The organism is Stieleria tagensis (assembly GCF_024129865.1).
In the GTDB taxonomy this organism is placed as follows: domain Bacteria; phylum Planctomycetota; class Planctomycetia; order Pirellulales; family Pirellulaceae; genus Stieleria; species Stieleria tagensis.
In genome coordinates this window covers 1-15,979 of record NZ_JAMYFE010000100.1, presented here as the reverse complement: position 1 = coordinate 15,979, position 15,979 = coordinate 1, and the positions used below count along the sequence as shown (strand labels likewise).

The 15,979-nt window shown below is 56.5% G+C and carries 16 protein-coding genes and 1 tRNA gene; 9 read left to right on the top strand and 8 right to left on the bottom strand.

The annotated features are described in order from the left end of the window. Positions 1 to 522 precede the first annotated feature (522 nt). Complete coding sequence (locus NHH03_RS21925) at positions 523 to 1,938, bottom strand: TIGR01777 family oxidoreductase (RefSeq protein WP_253159674.1); 1,416 nt, start codon at positions 1,936 to 1,938, stop codon at positions 523 to 525. Continuing rightward, complete coding sequence (locus tag NHH03_RS21920) at positions 1,935 to 3,038, bottom strand: sigma-70 family RNA polymerase sigma factor (RefSeq protein ID WP_253159672.1); 1,104 nt, start codon at positions 3,036 to 3,038, stop codon at positions 1,935 to 1,937. Before NHH03_RS21920 ends, NHH03_RS21925 begins: the two co-directional genes overlap by 4 nt. Positions 3,039 to 3,287: 249 nt before the next feature. On the opposite strand from NHH03_RS21920, the gene NHH03_RS21915 reads away from it, so the two are divergent. The 6 genes from NHH03_RS21915 to pyrC all read left to right on the top strand — a co-directional run bounded on the left by NHH03_RS21915 (position 3,288) and on the right by pyrC (position 8,727). Next, entirely contained in the window at positions 3,288 to 4,196 is a 909-nt protein-coding gene (locus NHH03_RS21915; protein WP_253159670.1) for a helix-turn-helix domain-containing protein, read from the top strand. A 386-nt stretch (positions 4,197 to 4,582) separates the two neighbouring features. Then, on the top strand, positions 4,583 to 5,347 hold the full coding sequence (locus NHH03_RS21910) for an alpha/beta hydrolase (RefSeq protein WP_253159668.1): 765 nt from the start codon (positions 4,583 to 4,585) through the stop codon (positions 5,345 to 5,347). Positions 5,348 to 5,545: 198 nt separating this feature from the next. Then, complete coding sequence (locus tag NHH03_RS21905; protein WP_253159666.1) at positions 5,546 to 5,953, top strand: response regulator transcription factor; 408 nt, start codon at positions 5,546 to 5,548, stop codon at positions 5,951 to 5,953. Beyond that, positions 5,950 to 6,381 (top strand): DUF423 domain-containing protein, encoded by a 432-nt coding sequence (locus NHH03_RS21900; RefSeq protein WP_253159665.1) that lies wholly within the window; start codon positions 5,950 to 5,952, stop codon positions 6,379 to 6,381. The genes NHH03_RS21905 and NHH03_RS21900 overlap by 4 nt, the downstream gene beginning before the upstream one ends. A gap of 94 nt (positions 6,382 to 6,475) precedes the next feature. Next, positions 6,476 to 7,441: an aspartate carbamoyltransferase catalytic subunit gene (locus NHH03_RS21895; RefSeq protein WP_253159663.1), complete on the top strand. Its 966-nt coding sequence runs from the start codon at positions 6,476 to 6,478 to the stop codon at positions 7,439 to 7,441. Next, positions 7,438 to 8,727, top strand: a complete 1,290-nt coding sequence (gene pyrC / locus NHH03_RS21890; RefSeq protein ID WP_261364404.1) for a dihydroorotase — start codon at positions 7,438 to 7,440, stop codon at positions 8,725 to 8,727. The genes NHH03_RS21895 and pyrC overlap by 4 nt, the downstream gene beginning before the upstream one ends. 246 nt (positions 8,728 to 8,973) lie before the next feature. On the opposite strand, the gene NHH03_RS21885 is transcribed toward pyrC, so the two are convergent. The 6 genes from NHH03_RS21885 to NHH03_RS21860 form a co-directional block, all read right to left on the bottom strand. After that, positions 8,974 to 9,055 (bottom strand) — tRNA-Leu (locus tag NHH03_RS21885). 88 nt (positions 9,056 to 9,143) lie between these two features. After that, on the bottom strand, positions 9,144 to 9,677 hold the full coding sequence (gene rplI, locus NHH03_RS21880; protein ID WP_253159661.1) for a 50S ribosomal protein L9: 534 nt from the start codon (positions 9,675 to 9,677) through the stop codon (positions 9,144 to 9,146). Between the two features lie 83 nt (positions 9,678 to 9,760). After that, entirely contained in the window at positions 9,761 to 10,279 is a 519-nt protein-coding gene (gene ssb, locus NHH03_RS21875) for a single-stranded DNA-binding protein (protein ID WP_253159659.1), read from the bottom strand. 42 nt (positions 10,280 to 10,321) lie between these two features. After that, entirely contained in the window at positions 10,322 to 10,735 is a 414-nt protein-coding gene (gene rpsF / locus NHH03_RS21870) for a 30S ribosomal protein S6 (protein ID WP_253159657.1), read from the bottom strand. Positions 10,736 to 10,825: 90 nt separating this feature from the next. After that, positions 10,826 to 11,482, bottom strand: a complete 657-nt coding sequence (gene pth, locus NHH03_RS21865; protein ID WP_253159655.1) for an aminoacyl-tRNA hydrolase — start codon at positions 11,480 to 11,482, stop codon at positions 10,826 to 10,828. Positions 11,483 to 11,499: 17 nt separating this feature from the next. Continuing rightward, on the bottom strand, positions 11,500 to 12,093 hold the full coding sequence (locus NHH03_RS21860; protein WP_253159653.1) for a 50S ribosomal protein L25: 594 nt from the start codon (positions 12,091 to 12,093) through the stop codon (positions 11,500 to 11,502). Positions 12,094 to 12,473: 380 nt separating this feature from the next. Between NHH03_RS21860 and NHH03_RS21855 the strand changes: the two genes are divergently transcribed. From NHH03_RS21855 to NHH03_RS21845, 3 genes are all read left to right on the top strand, one after another. Beyond that, on the top strand, positions 12,474 to 13,301 hold the full coding sequence (locus NHH03_RS21855) for an MBL fold metallo-hydrolase (protein WP_253159651.1): 828 nt from the start codon (positions 12,474 to 12,476) through the stop codon (positions 13,299 to 13,301). A gap of 107 nt (positions 13,302 to 13,408) precedes the next feature. Next, positions 13,409 to 13,696 (top strand): DUF485 domain-containing protein, encoded by a 288-nt coding sequence (locus NHH03_RS21850; protein ID WP_253159649.1) that lies wholly within the window; start codon positions 13,409 to 13,411, stop codon positions 13,694 to 13,696. Further along, the gene (locus NHH03_RS21845; protein ID WP_253159647.1) at positions 13,693 to 15,612 is read left to right on the top strand and encodes a sodium/solute symporter; all 1,920 of its coding nucleotides are present in this window, start codon (positions 13,693 to 13,695) and stop codon (positions 15,610 to 15,612) included. Before NHH03_RS21850 ends, NHH03_RS21845 begins: the two co-directional genes overlap by 4 nt. Positions 15,613 to 15,979 lie beyond the last annotated feature (367 nt).

Sequence of the window (15,979 nt, the reverse complement as noted above, 5' to 3'; positions counted from 1 at the left end):
GGCCGGCCCAGCTACGGTTGTGCAATGGTCGTAGCTGATTTCGCCAAGGGTTCAGTCGGTTCGGGGGTTTGACGAATTCTGAACCGTGGCCGGTCCAGCTACGGTTGGATGCAATGGTCGTAGCTGATCCCGCCAAGGGTTCAGTCGGTTGGGGCGTTGACGAATTCTGAACCGTGGCCGGTCCAGCTACGGTTGGGGGCAATGGTCGTAGCTGATCCCGCCAAGAGTTCCGTCGGATCTGGGGTTTGACGAGTTCTGAACCGTGGCCGGCCCAGCTACGGTTGGATGCGATGGTCGTAGCTGATCCCGCCAAGGGTTCAGTCGGATCTGGGGCATTTGACGAGTTCTGAACCGTGGCCGGCCCAGCTACGGTTGGATGCGATGGTCGTAGCTGATCCCGCCAAGGGTTCCGTCGGTTGGGGCATTTGACGAGTTCTGAACCGTGGCCGGCCCAGCTACGGAAGGGGGCGGGGAATATCGCCAGTGAATTGACTCCGGTCGTTTCCCGTCCGGTCAACGATTTCACATTCCGCCCAAGCGGTCTTTGCCAAGGCAGTATCGCAGTGCATCGCCAGCATTGGCGAATCGGAATTCGTATCCCGATTGCGTTAACACTTCGGGCACGGCATGGGCGCTGGACAGCAACAGCGCATCGGCCATTTCGCCGAGGGCCATTCGCAGCACAAATGCGGGGGCGGGAATGAGTGCCACGCGATCGAGGACGTTGGCCAAGGTTTTTGCAAACTCTGTGCCCGTCAAAGCCTGGGGGGCGGTCACGTTCATCGGCCCGTTGATATTGTCACAGCAGATGGCGTGATAGATCGATCCGATCACGTCGTCGACAGCAACCCAGCTGACCCATTGCTTTCCGTCACCGAGCGCTCCCGCACAAAACTTGGCCGGCGTTAACATCTCAGCCAACGCGCCACCGTCGGGATCCAATACCATTCCTAGTCTTGCGTTGACCACACGGATGCCGGCTTGTCGTGCTGGATCGCATGCACTCTCCCACTGCTGCGCGACGTCGGCCAAAAAACCATCGCCAGCGGTGCTGGATTCGGTCAAGACTTCGTCGCCGCGATCACCGTACAGACCGACCGCAGAAGCACAGATCATTACCTTGGGAGGTTGCGGCAGTGAGGCGAGCGAGGTTGCCAGGCGACGCGTGAGGTCAATGCGACTGTCGCGAATTTGTTTCTTGATGGAATCGGTCCAGCGCTTGTCCGCGATCGGTTTGCCCGCGAGGTGAACGACCGCATCGATTCCAGAAAGTCGTTGTGCCTGGTCCGGAGATGACCACGGGGCAACGACATCCATGCCGCCGTCCTTTTCGGCGTCGCCATTGTGCGTGGATTCCGCCGGGGACAGTGAACGCTCGAGTCGGATCACTTTGTGCCCGAGCAGACGCAATAGCGTGCACAATTTTCGACCCACTAAACCGCTTGAGCCGGACACGGCAATCTGCATCGCGCTGGTGGGATGGTTGGCAGCGAGTTGCAAGTCATCTCGAGTGACGCGATGGCGATACGCAAACATCGCCTCGATTTCTTTTCTGGCGATACCACCACCCAGCATCGGTCCTACCGGCGCAGCAGGCAGCTGGTACTCAATTTCATCTCGTAGTAAACAACTCTCTTCGCCGACCGGTTCAAAGCGATGTTGGTGCTGCCAACTGGCAAAGGGCCCCGATCGCTGCACGTCGCCAAACAGGTGCGGTGGATCGTAATCCACATGTTCGGCAACCCAACGCGTTGGAATTGGGCCGATGTTCATCCGCAGGATAACATTGCTGCCGGGTTTCAAGCTGCCGTCGGAGTGTTCAATCGAAACGCTTTTCCAGGGAGGAATCAGTCGTTGCAATGCGCCGGGGCGCTCGTGGTACGCAAATGCTTCGCTGGCACTGACCGGCAGCGAGATCGCCGCGGTATACCGGCTCACTGCGCTTCCATTTCGGCAAGATTAACGTCACCGACCATGCCACGCAGTTTGTCCATCGCGCGGCGTTCCAGCTGGCGGACGCGTTCTTTCGATACACCCAAACGATTGGCAAGCGCTTGTAAGGTGTGGACTTTGCGGTGGGCTCCCAACGAGAATCGTGCGCGAATGATAAATTTTTCGCGGCGGTCCAATTCTTCCAGCATCACGCTCAGCCGGCTTCGCAGTTCATGCCAGCGTTTTTCGCTGATCGCAGACTCTCGACCTTCGTCCGTTAAATCCAGGTCCATGTCTTGCAGGCCACCGACCGTCTTCTGCCGCTCTTGCTGATTCAAGACAACCGTGCGGTAGGAGTTGCGGCGGATGACTTGGGTCGCGTAGGTGCTGAAGCGAAATCCACGATCGAAATCGAATTTTTCCACCGCGCGGATCAACGCAACAATCCCATCGCTTAGCAAGTCGTCAAAGTTGTTGTTCGGATTCACGAACTTTTTGACGATCGAAAAAACCAGCCGAAGATTTGCTTCGACGATTCGGTCGCGATGCCAAGCCGCCAAAGCCAGGAGGCGATCGATCAGTTCCAGTCGCACACGCGAGGGGCGGTTAGGGTTCAGAAAACTACGATGCACCGCAGCCTGCTGCAGCAAGTAATTCATTCGTTGGAACAGCATGCGTTCCTGTTCGGGCTTCAGCAGCGGTGCTTCACACAGTCGCCCCAAGTGAATCGGCATCTCAATGCCACTACGGCGAATCGCAGCAATGCCCAGTTCCGCTTGACGCGGTGCCAAATTGAGCGGATCGGCAAACACCTGTTTACCGAACTGAGAACTGACAAAATCGCTGTTGGAAATAAACGAAATTTCTTCTCGCAAACGGCGTTTGGTGCGAGCCTTCAGGTCACTGCTATCAAGTGCATCAAGCGGTTCAAGGAACGCATCGACCGCTGCATTGGCATCTTCTAGCTCTGGAAACTTGATCCAAGCCGGCGGGCGGGCACGCAGTTTCGTGGGCTGCTCCAGGTCCGCATGAGTCTCAGTTTTCGCCGGTTTCTGGGAGACATCGAATGCGGGGTTCGATCGTTGTAACGGCGTCGCTGGCATCATTTGTTCCTCGAAAGCAGTAAGAGAGAACGCTCGATTCGTCCAAAACGTTCAATACGGTATATCTGTAGGGGCCGGTGGTGACAATGGCCAGTAGCATTTAATGGCGAATTATCATCAAAGTCCGCCAAATAAGTTAAATTTTCGAAAAAGCCGGGGCGAGAGAAGCTTGGCGGGGGCTCTGATTCCGCTACGATTTCCCGCATCGAGTGACTTCTCTAGCGTCCAAAACGTTCACCACTGGAACTCCCCGTGACGAATTTGCGGTCTGAATATTCGCCCAAGCAGGTTGCCACGTCGCTGCAGGTCAGCGAGTCGTCGATCAAACGCTGGTGCGATCAGGGCGTGATTCCAACAGTCCGTACGGTCGGCGGGCACCGAAGGATCACACTTTCCGGATTACGCCAGTTTTTGCGTTCGACCAATCGCACGCTGGCCGATCCACAAGTGCTGGGGATCGATGATTTAGAACTCTCGGTTGCTAGCAAGCCGGCGGTCCGCCACCCTCCGGTGCGGGGCGAGGGCCGCGAGCCGGCACAACAAGCGTTTCGCGCGGCGCTCGCGGTCGGCGACGAAGATCGATGCTTGCAATTGCTAGAGGAGCGTCTATCGCTGGGCTGGACGCGTGCCGAAGCCGCCGAGGATTTGATTGCCGATGCCTTGCGCGGTCAGGGCGATGCCTGGGGCTGCGGCGAGTTGGCAGTGTATCAAGAGCGTCGTAGTTGCACGATTTGCGCGCGTCTGATCCAAGTGCTACGCGCCGGGCTGGACAATTTGCCCGCCGCCGCGCCGGTGGCGATTGGTGCGGCACCCGAGTCGGATCCCTATCAAATCCCAACCGCGCTGGTGGAGTTGGTTTTGCGTGAGTCGGGGTGGAACGCCATCAATTTAGGCAATGACGTGCCTCTTGATTCGCTGGCCGAAGCAGTCATCGATTATTCGCCGAAACTGGTTTGGTTGAGTGTGACGTCGGTGGTGGATCCAGAGCGTTTGATTCGCGAGCAAAACAAGTTGGCAGATTCGCTGGACGACCAGGTGTCGATGATTGTCGGCGGTCGCGCATTGGATGACAGCTTGCGTCCCAAACTGCGGTACACAGCGTATTGCGACAGTCTGCGGCACTTAATCGAGTTAGCGGCAATTCTGAAGCGACAAGATTAAATGAATCGGTTTGTTGGATCCTTTGCTGGCATGTCCCGCTATGACACTGCTGGTTTTGACGGTCCACTTGTTAGCCGGAAAACGTTCATTTGCGGTACTCTCAGGGGCAGTGCCGGCGGGCCGCCAAAGTTTGGTTTTGGTGGACCGAATTGTTTGCTTCAGCGTTGACATGATCTGCGGTCTCGCCATACGTTTGTATCTCAGTCGTGCGAGAGAGTGAAATGCAATCGGGCAGCCTTTCACCGTGACGCGCGGCGAGTCAAAATGCGTCTGTCTAGCTTGTTCCATAACCTTTTGTTGAGCACCGGTTTACTATGAACCGTTTCGATGCTTCTATCGTTTGGGACTCCACGTCGGAAAACGCGGATGATTCAACGGAGCAGGACTTGAGTTCCGACTCTGTTCCGGATGTTTGCCCCTGGGATGACACCGAGACGCCATCGGGATGGTCGACCGCGACACGCGCTCAGACGTTTTTTGTGCCGCTGCACTACGAATCCAATTATCGTTATCCGTTGATCGTGTGGCTGCACAGTGATGGATTCAACGAGAACCAAGTCTGTCATGTGATGCCACATGTCAGCACGCGAAATTATTTGGCGACAGGAATCCGAGCCCCCAAATCGAGTGATGCATCGGGCCACCGATTCGAATGGGGCGGTGGTGTGACGGCACTCGAATCAGCTGAGCGAACGGTGTTGCAGGCGATCAATCGCGCTGCTGACCAATACAGCGTTCACGCCGAACGAATTGTTTTGGCGGGTTATCAACGTGGCGGTGAAATGGCGCTACGAATCGCAATGCAAAACCCTGAACTGTTCGCCGCAGCGATTTCGTTGGGGGGCGAGTTCGGATTGCCGAATGAAAATTTGATCGATCGCGAACGCTTGCGCCAGCGACGCTTGCCGATGTTATGGCAGCGCTCGATTGAAAACCAAGACTTTAGCTCGGAACGATTCTTGGGTGAAATCCAGGCTGCGATTTCGATCAAGGCTCAGTTGGAGATTCGCCAGTATCGCAATTCCGATGAAATGAACAGCGTCGTGTTGGCAGATCTGGATCGATGGGTGATGGACCATGTGGTCAACGGAGCACCCGTGGTGAAAATGAACCCTTGGGACACCAGCCCCACTTCATTTTCTGACAACTGAAAGGGATCGTGATTCGCTAGCGGGTGGGCCCGGCAGAGCTCAGACTGGCAGTTTATCATGCGACCCGCACAGTCATTGTCCGATTCTTTTTGTCGACCTGGCTCAGTTCAGGGCCTACGCTTGCCTGTGGATGGGCTAAACTGCTCTCTCCCTCCGGATATTCTCCCACCCTTTCTACACCTGCCAGGTCGCTTGTTAATGGTCGATGCAGACGCCACCGATGAAGATGTCAAAGGGCAGACCGCAAAAATCTTGATCGTTGACGACGATGTCGAAATCGTCGAATCCGTTCGCTACGCTCTCGAAGGCCACGGTTACGAAGTCGTGGTCGCACGCGACGGCAACCAAGGGTTGGCGTTGGCCGAGCGCGAGTCGCCGAATTTGATCATCTTGGACATGATGATGCCCAAGCGCAGCGGTTTTTTGGTGCTCGAAAAATTGCGGCGCATGTCCGACCAAATGGTGCCGGTGATCATGATCACGGGAAACGAAGGCAGTCGTCACAAGGCCTATGCCGAATTGCTGGGGGTCAGCGAATACATTCGCAAGCCCTTCCAAATGGATAAACTGATTCGCTGTGTCGAAACCCAATTGGCGTCGGCATGACTGCTGTGTCGAATGGTTGGTTGTGGGTTGCCGCAGCAATCGCGGGTGCCAGTGGCGTGGGGATCGGTGCTTTTGGGGCGCATCTGCTGCCGGATTTCTTGGCCGGCCAGTCATCGGATCCGCTCTGGATGGCCAAGCGTTTGGCTCAGTTTGAAACCGCCGCCAAGTATCATCTGATCCACGCGGTCGCTTTGTTGGCGCTTGCTGCAGCGCAGGGCGCCCGGCCTGTTTGGCAACGTCGTGCCGGGATTCTGTTTTGTGCCGGAATCATCTTGTTTAGCGGCAGTCTGTACTTGCTAGTGTTAACCGATACACCTTGGTTGGGTGCGGTCACCCCGCTCGGTGGGCTCAGCTGGATCGTTGCGTGGTCGTTGTTGTTGTGCTGTCGACCGGGTCATTGCGACGGTTCTGGTCAGCACAATTTGTAGTGCACCACCGCTCGCGAATCACGGGGCAATTCATTAGGCTAGCAAACCGCGGATTGCTTCCGGACCGACCGCAGACCTGGCAAAGAGTGGATTGATGACCGAGCCTGATTTGACTCCGTTTGTTCAACGTTGGCATCGACGTCACCTGTTGGATTTGGAGTCGTTATCGGCGGAAGAAATCACGACGCTGTTGGATGTCGCCCAGGTTTTAAAAGAAGCGACTGACGGCTGCCGGCGAAAATTATCGCTGTTGTCCGGCAAGACCTGTGCCAACTTGTTTTTTGAAAACAGCACCCGAACACGCAACAGTTTTTCGCTGGCCGCAAAACGTTTAGGGGCCGACACCGTCGAATTCGGTTCCAGCGGTTCGAGCGTGTCGAAAGGCGAAACGTTCGCCGATACAGCCAAGACCATTGAAGCGATGGGGGTGGATTGGGTCGTCACGCGTCACAGCACCCCGGGCACAGCGAATCTGCTGGCGCGTGAACTGGGTTGTTGTGTACTAAATGCCGGCGATGGTCCACATGAACATCCCACTCAGGGCCTGTTGGATCTGTTGACGATCCGTCAGCATCGCGGCAGCCTGCAAGGATTGACTGTCGCCCTGGTCGGTGACATTGCCCACAGTCGCACCGCCCGTAGTAACATCTGGGGCCTGAAAAAACTGGGCGCACACGTCATCATTTGTGGGCCCCCGACGTTGGTCAGTCCGCGTTGGGAGGAACTCGGTTTCGAAGTCGCCCATCATTTAGACGAGATCCTGCCTCGTTGTGACGTATTGAATCTGTTGCGTGTGCAGTTCGAACGCCAGCACGCCCGCCCGTTTCCCAGTGTCCGAGAATACGCAGCGCTGTACGCGATGAGCGCGTCGCGGATGCAGCGTGCAAAGGACAATATCTTGATCATGGCACCCGGGCCGATCAATCGTGGCGTCGAAATCACGCCTGAAGTTGCCGATGGTCCCCACAGCGTGATTTTGGAACAGGTCACCAACGGAATCGCGGTGCGTATGTCCGCGCTGTACCTGTTGTCTGCTGCCGATAGGTTGAACGCATCATGAACACACCCCTGCTGATCGAAAACGGGGTCCTGGTCGACCCCAGCCAAAATTTGAACCGTCGTGGTCGACTGCTCATTCACAATGGCATCATTGCGGCAATTGATCCGGCTGATGGTGACTTGATCGCCGGATGCCGCGTGATCGATGCCGCGGGGTGTTTGATCGCGCCGGGACTGGTCGATCTGGGGGTCGAACTGCGCGAGCCAGGGTTCGAAGAAGATGAAACGATTCACAGCGTATCGCACGCTGCGTTGGCTGGCGGTTTCACCTCCATTTTGGCGAACTCGGGGACCGATCCCGTGATCGATTCGCATGGCGCCGTCGAATTCGTCCGCCAAAAAGCCGCCCAGGCATTGGGCGCGAAAATTCATGTGGTCGGTTGTTTAAGCAAAGGTGGCGACGGCAAACAGATGGCGGAGCTAGGCTTGCTGACCCGAGCCGGTGCGGTGGCGTTTTCAGACGCGCCGCGGGCGATTCCCAACGATGCGTTGCTCAAGCGTGCACTCGAGTATTGTCGCATGTTAAACCGCCCCATCTTTGACCGCCCCGAAGTTCCCGAGTTGGCGTCGGGCGGTGTGATGCACGAGGGTCAGGTGTCGTTGGTGCTGGGATTAAAAGGGTTGCCGACCGAAGCCGAGGATCTCGCGGTCGCGCGCGACGTGCGGTTGGCCGAAGCCACCGATGGGCGATTGCATGTCGGTCCGGTCAGCACGATGGGGTCGGTCGACATGTTGCGCCGAGTCAAAAGCCGTGGGATCGTAGTCAGTGCATCGGTCTGTCCGCACAATTTGATGCTGAGCGACGCAGAGATGCGGTCGTACGAGTCACGTTTCAAAGTCCACCCGCCGCTGCGTAGTCCGCGGCACGTGGAAACACTTTGCCAAGCGGTCAAAGACAAAACGATCGACGCCATTCAGTCCGGTCATATGCCGCGAAGTCGCGAAAAGATGATGAACGATCTGGACCAGACACCGTTTGGAATTTCTTCGTTGGAAACCGCATTGGCCACGGCGGCGACGGCCTTGGTCAAACCCGGGATCCTGAATTGGATGGAACTGATCGATCGAATGTCGACCCAGCCGGCACAAATCGCCGGGATTGACGGCGGCACACTCGGGATCGGCAAGCCTGCCGACATTGTCTTGATCGATCCCAATCAGAGTTGGGATGTGGATCCGAACCAATTTCGGTCGACTTGTATCAGCACACCCTTTGAAGGCATGCGATTAACAGGGCGCGTCACCGCTGCCATCGTCGACGGCGAAGTTCGCTTCGAAGCAAACTAGCCGCAGCCAAAGACTGTCCAAGTTGGTGTGATCACGCGCCGTTGGAGTTCACGCTTTAGCGTGCCGATCCAGATGAACTCCAACAGACTGCAGGTTGCTGTGAAGAATTTATCCGACCGGAGCAGCAAGCAGTCTGGAGTTGTACTAGGTCGGATAAATCCTCCACACCAGCGATTGACCATCAGGGGCAAGTTCTCGCACCCCCGGCGCATAAAAAAACCGCTTTCCCTTAGAAGGAAAGCGGCATAGGGCTGACAGGAGTCGAACCTGCACTTCCGAAGAAACTGGAACCTAAATCCAGCGCGTCTGCCAGTTCCGCCACAGCCCCGAATGAAATCGGTTCTTTCTCGTTGGCTCGCTTGGTTTGGCGGGCCGTCGAGGCGGCCCGGTCGGTCATTGCGTGCCGGTTGCGTCGATCAGGACGCGGCCATGTCTTCGGTTGCGGTGGGCACAACCCAAACTTTCAGGTTCGCATCGACTTCGCTGTGCAAGTGAACGCGTACGGTGTACAGGCCGAGTTCACGCAGCGGTCCGTCCAGGCGGATCTGGTCGTTGGCCAGTGCGAAACCGGCTTCTTTGAGCGAAGCGGTGATCTCGTGGGCACCGACGCTGCCGTACAAGTGACCTTCGTCGTTGGCATTGGCTTCGATCGTGATCGATTGCTTGCCCAGTTCGTCGGCCAGGTCGCGATAGCTTTTCAGCTTTTCCAGTTCGATCGCACGCAGTTTCTCGCGGTGCTTTTCGACCATTCGCTTGTGGTGTTCGGTGGCGATGGTTGCCATGCCTTGGGGCAGCAAGTAGTTGCGTGCGAATCCAGGTTTGACTTCCACGATGTCACCTTGTTTGCCAAGGTGCTCGATGTTGTGGATCAGCAGCAATTCGATGCCGCCGTTCTCGCCCTTGGGCAGACGTTTGAAGGGTCGTTTGGTGGTTCGGCCGTTGCGTGACATCGTGATGCTCTGGCGATGAATCGGGTGAATGTTGTTGAAAGGGAATATCAGAACGATCGGGCTTAGCAGCCGGAAGTCCTGGATTAAAACGGTATGTTGGGGTCGTCGTAACCGGAACCGCCAGTCGGTTGCGCGTCTCGAGCGGAATGTTCGCTGGAGTCGTAATCGCTGTGGTCTTCCGCGGTTTGTGCGGAACTGGGTTGCGCCGTGCCGGATTGGGTGGAACCGGATTGGCGCGGCGGCGGTGAACCGGATCCACCTCCACCGCCTCCTGGGCGGTTGCTCAGCATTTGCATTTTTTCACAAATGACTCGCAATTTACTTCGTTTTTGGCCGTCGGTTTCCCAGCGATCCAGTTTTAGCCGTCCTTCGATTAAAACGGGAGCCCCTTTGGAGAGGAATTCGCTGGCGACTTCTGCGTTACGTCCCCACAGGGTGACATCCACAAAGGTCGCTTCGTCGACCCATTCTCCGTTGGCCGTTTTTCGTCGATCGTTCACAGCGACAGTGACATCGGAGACGGCTTGTCCACTGGGGATATAGCGTAGTTCGATGTCGCGAGTCAAATTTCCGACCAGAATGACACGGTTGTAGCTAGCCATCTCAGTCCTTGTCGTTGGAGGGAGAGTGAACCGCCTACTGTCTTAGGCGTCGGCGGTTTCTTCTGTGGACGAAGTTTCTTCTTCTCCGCCAGACTCTTCAGCCGATTCAGCACTGGCGACTGGCGAGGCACCTCGGGCGTTGGCCAGAATTGGTTCGACCAATCGTGGGTCCAACTTCAGCGTCATTTGACGCAGCACGGGTTCGCAAAGGTGGAATGCGCGATCGAGCTTGGGCACATCGCTGCCTTCCATTTCAAAGTAGGTCAACCAGTAGGTGCCTTTTTGATGTCCGTCGATCGGATAGGCGAGCTTTTGTTCCATCCAAAGCCGATTGACTTCGACTTTACCACCGGCTTCGGTGATCAACGTCTCAATCTGCTTGCTCACTCCACCCGGGTCGCGGGCGTAGTGGTTGCTGTCCAGGATGGTAAGTGTTTCGTAGGTATTCTTGGCCACGGCGTTTCGTCTGCTTTACGTTTCGCGTCAGCTGTCGTTTCCGCTTTCGGCGGGCAGACTGACGTTAGAGGGAAAGGAGGGACTGTCTGATTATTCGCTATCTTCGGACGATTGTGAACGGGTGGGTTCGCGGACGTCGCGCCGCTGTGTTTTTTTGGATGTCGATGGTTTCGGTTTGGCGTCGGGATCTTGGTTGAACTGGTTCATCGCAGATCCCATTCCCTGTCCGACCCAGCAAATCGCTGCGTGGGCGGCTCTGGTCGTTGCCGCTTCAAACGTTTCTTGTTCGGTTTTAGAGAATTTCCCTAGAACGTAATCTGTCACTGACCATCCCGTTGGCGGGCGGTCGATTCCAACTCGCAGCCGCGGAAACGACTCCGATCCGAGATGTCGGATGATATCCTTGATCCCGTTTTGTCCCCCGGCACTGCCCGAGGGTCTGATTCGCAACCGACCGCTAGCGAGATTCAGATCGTCGCAAACGACCAGCAGGTCACTCAATTCCAACTTGTAAAAATCCAATGCTTTGCGGACGCTTTGCCCGCTGGCGTTCATGAACGTGTGGGGGCAAAGGATCGAAACCTTTTCCCCGGCGATCGATGTTTCCGCCAACTCGCCTTCGAATTTGACCTTGATCGATCCGGCCGCCGACAACACCGCGACCTTCTCGGCAACGATAAAGCCGACGTTGTGTCGAGTCTGTTCGTACTTGCGACCGGGATTTCCCAGGCCAACGATCAACTTCATCGCGATCCCGAGCTGAATTAGGCTTCGTCGCCTTCGGCTTCGGCACCTTCTTCTTCATCTTCTTTCAGCCCCTTGGGCTTCTCGACATGATAGACGATGGTGTCGCCCGGAGTGACCAAGGTGATGTTTTCTGGCAGAACCAGATCCGATGCAAATCGGTTGTCACCCAAGCCAACGGAGGTCACGACCAGACGAAGTGAGTCTGGGATCGCAACCGCGGGGCATTCGATTTCGACTTCGTGAGCGTTTTCGATCGCGATTCCGCCCAGTTTGCCACCGGCCGGTTCGCCTTTGAATTGGATCGGCACGCTAACAACGACTTTCTCGTTCATGTCAACGCGTTGCAAATCGATGTGCAGCACTTCGATACCCAAGGGGTCGAATTGCAGATCGCTGACCAACGCCGTCTCGCTGACTGCACCTTGCAGTTCAACGATCTTGCTGTGGTGGCGAAGAATCGACTCGATCGTTTTTTGCGAAATCGAGAGATGCTCGTTACCCTGTTTGTGACCGTACAAGACAGCTGGGACGTTCCCTGTCTTGCGCAACCGACGTGATGCAGCCGTTCCGAGGCTACCGTCGCGTTTCTGTACCTGTACCACTTCCGCCATCGCGGATCACCCTGACATCATTAATTCTGTGTGTATTGTTCCGCCAAATGCTGCCGAAAAACCATCAAGGCAAAGATTTGGCACGCCGTTACGTGTGCGGCGAAGCGGCTAAGTATGTCAACGCGAACGAACTCTGCAAGCCCAAACAGGCGGGATCAGCACGCCAGCTGCAGAAGTTGATTGCAAAATCTTGCGAAATCTGCTCGCAGGCGTCTCGCCGGGCCATGTGACGGCTCTGATTGTTCCGGCGATCCCGTCATTCGAGGACGCTCGCACGGAATCTATTGCTGGCGTAACATGCCAAGCTCAATTTTATTCCCCGCCGTCTCTTTGTTTGCCTCGTTCCCCCATTTTTCCTGCACACCGTCCTGCTGCTGCCCATGACGCTTGTACTTGAGACGTTTGTCCCTGAATTCAGCGAGCCTAGCCAAGGGTTAGTCACCTTTTTGGGGACCGGTACCAGTGTCGGTGTTCCGGCGATCGGATGTGATTGCGAGGTCTGTCAAAGCGGCGACCCCAAAAACAATCGCACCCGTTGTGCGATCGTCGTCCGCCTGCCCGGTGGGACGCTGTTGGTCGACACACCCCCTGATTTGCGTGTCCAGCTGATTCGGGAACGGATTCGACTGGTGCACGCGGTGGCCTACACCCACGAGCACGCCGACCACATTTTTGGCTTGGACGACTTGCGTCTGTTCCCGTTTCGGCTGGGCCACGCGGTGCCGCTGTACTGTCGCGAACCGGTCGAGAGCCAGATTCGCAGGGCGTACAGTTACGCGTTTTCCGAGCGGCCGGACACCCACACCGGTGCGACGCCCAAATTAGAATTCACGCGGATCGATGAAACCCCATTCGACGTGCTGGGTGCCCGCGTGGTGCCGATCCCCATGAAGCATGGTCCCCATTTCGATGTGCTGGGGTTCCGCATCGGCGATTTTGCCTACTGCACCGACACCAACCACATCCCAGAGGAATCGATTGAGCGATTGGCTGGGGTGAAAACATTTGTGGTTGGCGCGCTGCGGCACGAGCCCCACGCCACTCATTTCAATGTGCGGCAAGCGATCGATGTCGCAGGCCTTGTCGGTGCCCATCAGACGTGGTTGACCCACACCGGGCATCAGTTGGATTATCAGCAAACCAATCAGGAATTGCCGCAAGGCATTGCGATGGCGTTTGATGGGCTGCAGGTGAAGATCAGCCTTTAGCGAGATTGGAATTGGTCGATCGCTTCCATTTCGCCGCGCAACCTGCGGGGGAATGAATCCCCTATACTCCGCGATTCGGATTTCAATCGATTACTTTTCGCGAGGTCATGATGTCGTCGCTTACTGAGGCGCAGCGATCCAATGCTCGGTTGGGGCTTTGGTTGTTTGCGGTCTATTTGGTTTTGTATTTAGTGTTTGTGTTGTTAAGTGCGTTTGCCCCTGCGCTGATGGAACGGCGTGTCCTGGCCGGGTTGAATCTGGCGATTGTGTATGGGTTTGCATTGATCATTGGCGCGCTGTTGATGGCGTTGCTCTATGGCGTGCTCTGCAAAACAGAACCACTGGCTGACAAAACCGTTGATACAACCGCTGACGCACGAGGCGACGAAGTATGATTTACGATCCCTCTTGGATTGCCGTTGTCGTCTTCTTCGGATTTGTCGGCGCCACGGTTGGGCTGAGCTTTTTCTTGGGGCGCAAAGCCAAGTCGTCGGCCGGTTATTTCGCCGCCCACGGCCAGATCCCTTGGGCGGTCAACGGCATTGCCTTTGCCGGCGACTATTTGTCGGCCGCTTCGTTTCTGGGCATCTGCGGCATGATCGCCTCGTACGGATACGATGGCTTTTTGTATTCGATCGGTTTCTTGGCGGGCTGGATTGTGGCCTTGTTCGTGATCGCCGAACCGATGAAGCGTCTGGGCCGATTCACCTTTGCCGATGCCTTGGACGCCAAATTTGATTCGCGTGGAATCAAGGCGGCCGCCGGTATCAGCACGCTGGTCGTCAGCGTGTTTTACTTGATCCCACAAATGGTCGGGGCGGGGTCGCTGATCCAGCCGCTGCTAGGGTTCCCGCACTGGGTGGGAGTGGTGTTGGTCGGCATTGTCGTGATCATCATCGTTGTCACGGCAGGGATGGTTTCAACGACCTGGGTTCAGTTTTTAAAGGGTTCGCTGCTGGTGATCTTTAGCGCCATCCTGGTGGTGTTTCTGTTTGCCCGCGGCTTTCAAGCCCAGCCCGATGCTTTTGAAACCATCGGTCCGATAGCGGCTGTTGATACCGCTGGCGACACGATCGCTGGCCGCGAAGTCATTCCCGCGGTCGATGGTTGGCAGGAGTACGATGACTTGGTTCGTTTGAGGAGTACCGATGGAGTCGGTTTTGATCTGTTCCAAATTCAGCCGGTCGAGAACGATCAAGTCGTGCTGCGTCAGGCACAGTCGATTCGTGATTCTGATTCGGGCGTTCTGGTCGACGGTGCACCACTAGGCCGCGAAGTTGGACAAAAGGTTTTGAAACCGATCGGAACGCTGACAAAGCTGCCCGAGGGGAAAAGCGAAACTGGGCCCCTGGGGCCGGTCAGTTTTTTCACCACGCTGCGTGACAGTGAGATCGTGTTGTGGCGAAATGAAATCGTCAACCACGATGACGGCAGCAAAACCAAGGTGTTCGTTCAAAAGCTGACGCCAGGCGATGAAGTCTTGCGTCCAGGTGAGCATCCCAAGTTTGCTGGGATTCGCAGCGATGCAATCAGTGGCAAATTGAATTTTCTGTCGCTGATGTTGGCGTTGTTTTGTGGCACCGCATCGCTGCCCCACATTCTGATCCGTTACTACACGGTCAAAGACGGCGCGGCGGCGCGAAAAAGTACCATCGTCGGGATCGCCAGCATCGGGTTCTTTTATGTGTTGACGCTGTATTTGGGCTTGGGGGCGATGACCAGTGGTTCGATGGATTTGACCGACAGCAACATGGCGGCGCCGCTGCTGGCACGCAGTATCAGCACGTGGCTGTTTGCGATCATCTCCGCGATCGCGTTCACGACCGTATTGGGAACCGTCAGTGGATTGATCCTGGCCAGCAGTGGTGCGGTGGCGCACGATTTGATGGTCGGCGTGATGGGCATGGACCTATCGGAAGACAAGAAGGTCCGAGTGGCAAAAATCGCCGCGGTCGTGGTCGGTCTAATCGCGATCGTGCTAGGCATTCTGTTCAAAGAGATGAACGTCGGCTACCTGGTCGGCTGGGCGTTTAGTGTGGCGGCCAGCGCCAACCTGCCGGCGCTGGTGATGCTGTTGTTTTGGAAGGGCACCACCAAAGCCGGAATTGTGGCCAGCGTGCTGGTCGGCATGATCAGTTCACTCGGATGGATCCTGTTGTCCAGTGACACCTACAAGAGTGTCTATGGATGGGATCCGGAAACGGCCTGGGCCCCGTTCAGCCAACCCGGCATCGTGACGATTCCACTTGCCTTTGTGACACTGGTGGTCGTCTCGCTGGTGACCCGCGGGCCAGAAGAAGCCACGGCATAGGTGCCTGCTCGGCGCCCCCCGGCCAGCGAAGACGCTGTCATGAAACTCAACGTTTGGCAGCGTCGTCCACCCGGGCTGGTTCCGCGTTTTGAAATTGCACTTTTGCGATTCAATTACCTGCACCAGAGGTCTTGCGGCTTCGCGTGCCACCCATTGGGAGAGTCGCATGCACTCATCCCCATCTCTACGCCAACGGCGTTCAATAGCTTAGCCCGGGGTCACTGTCGAACCTGCTGGAGGCAGGTTCGGCAGGAACCCCGGGTGAACATGCCGCCGAATCCCGCCGGGCAGCGCGTGTTCCCGGTGCTCGCAACCTAGGAACGCATTCATTTTTGTATCTCTTGACCTGACGACCGCCGTTTTGGTA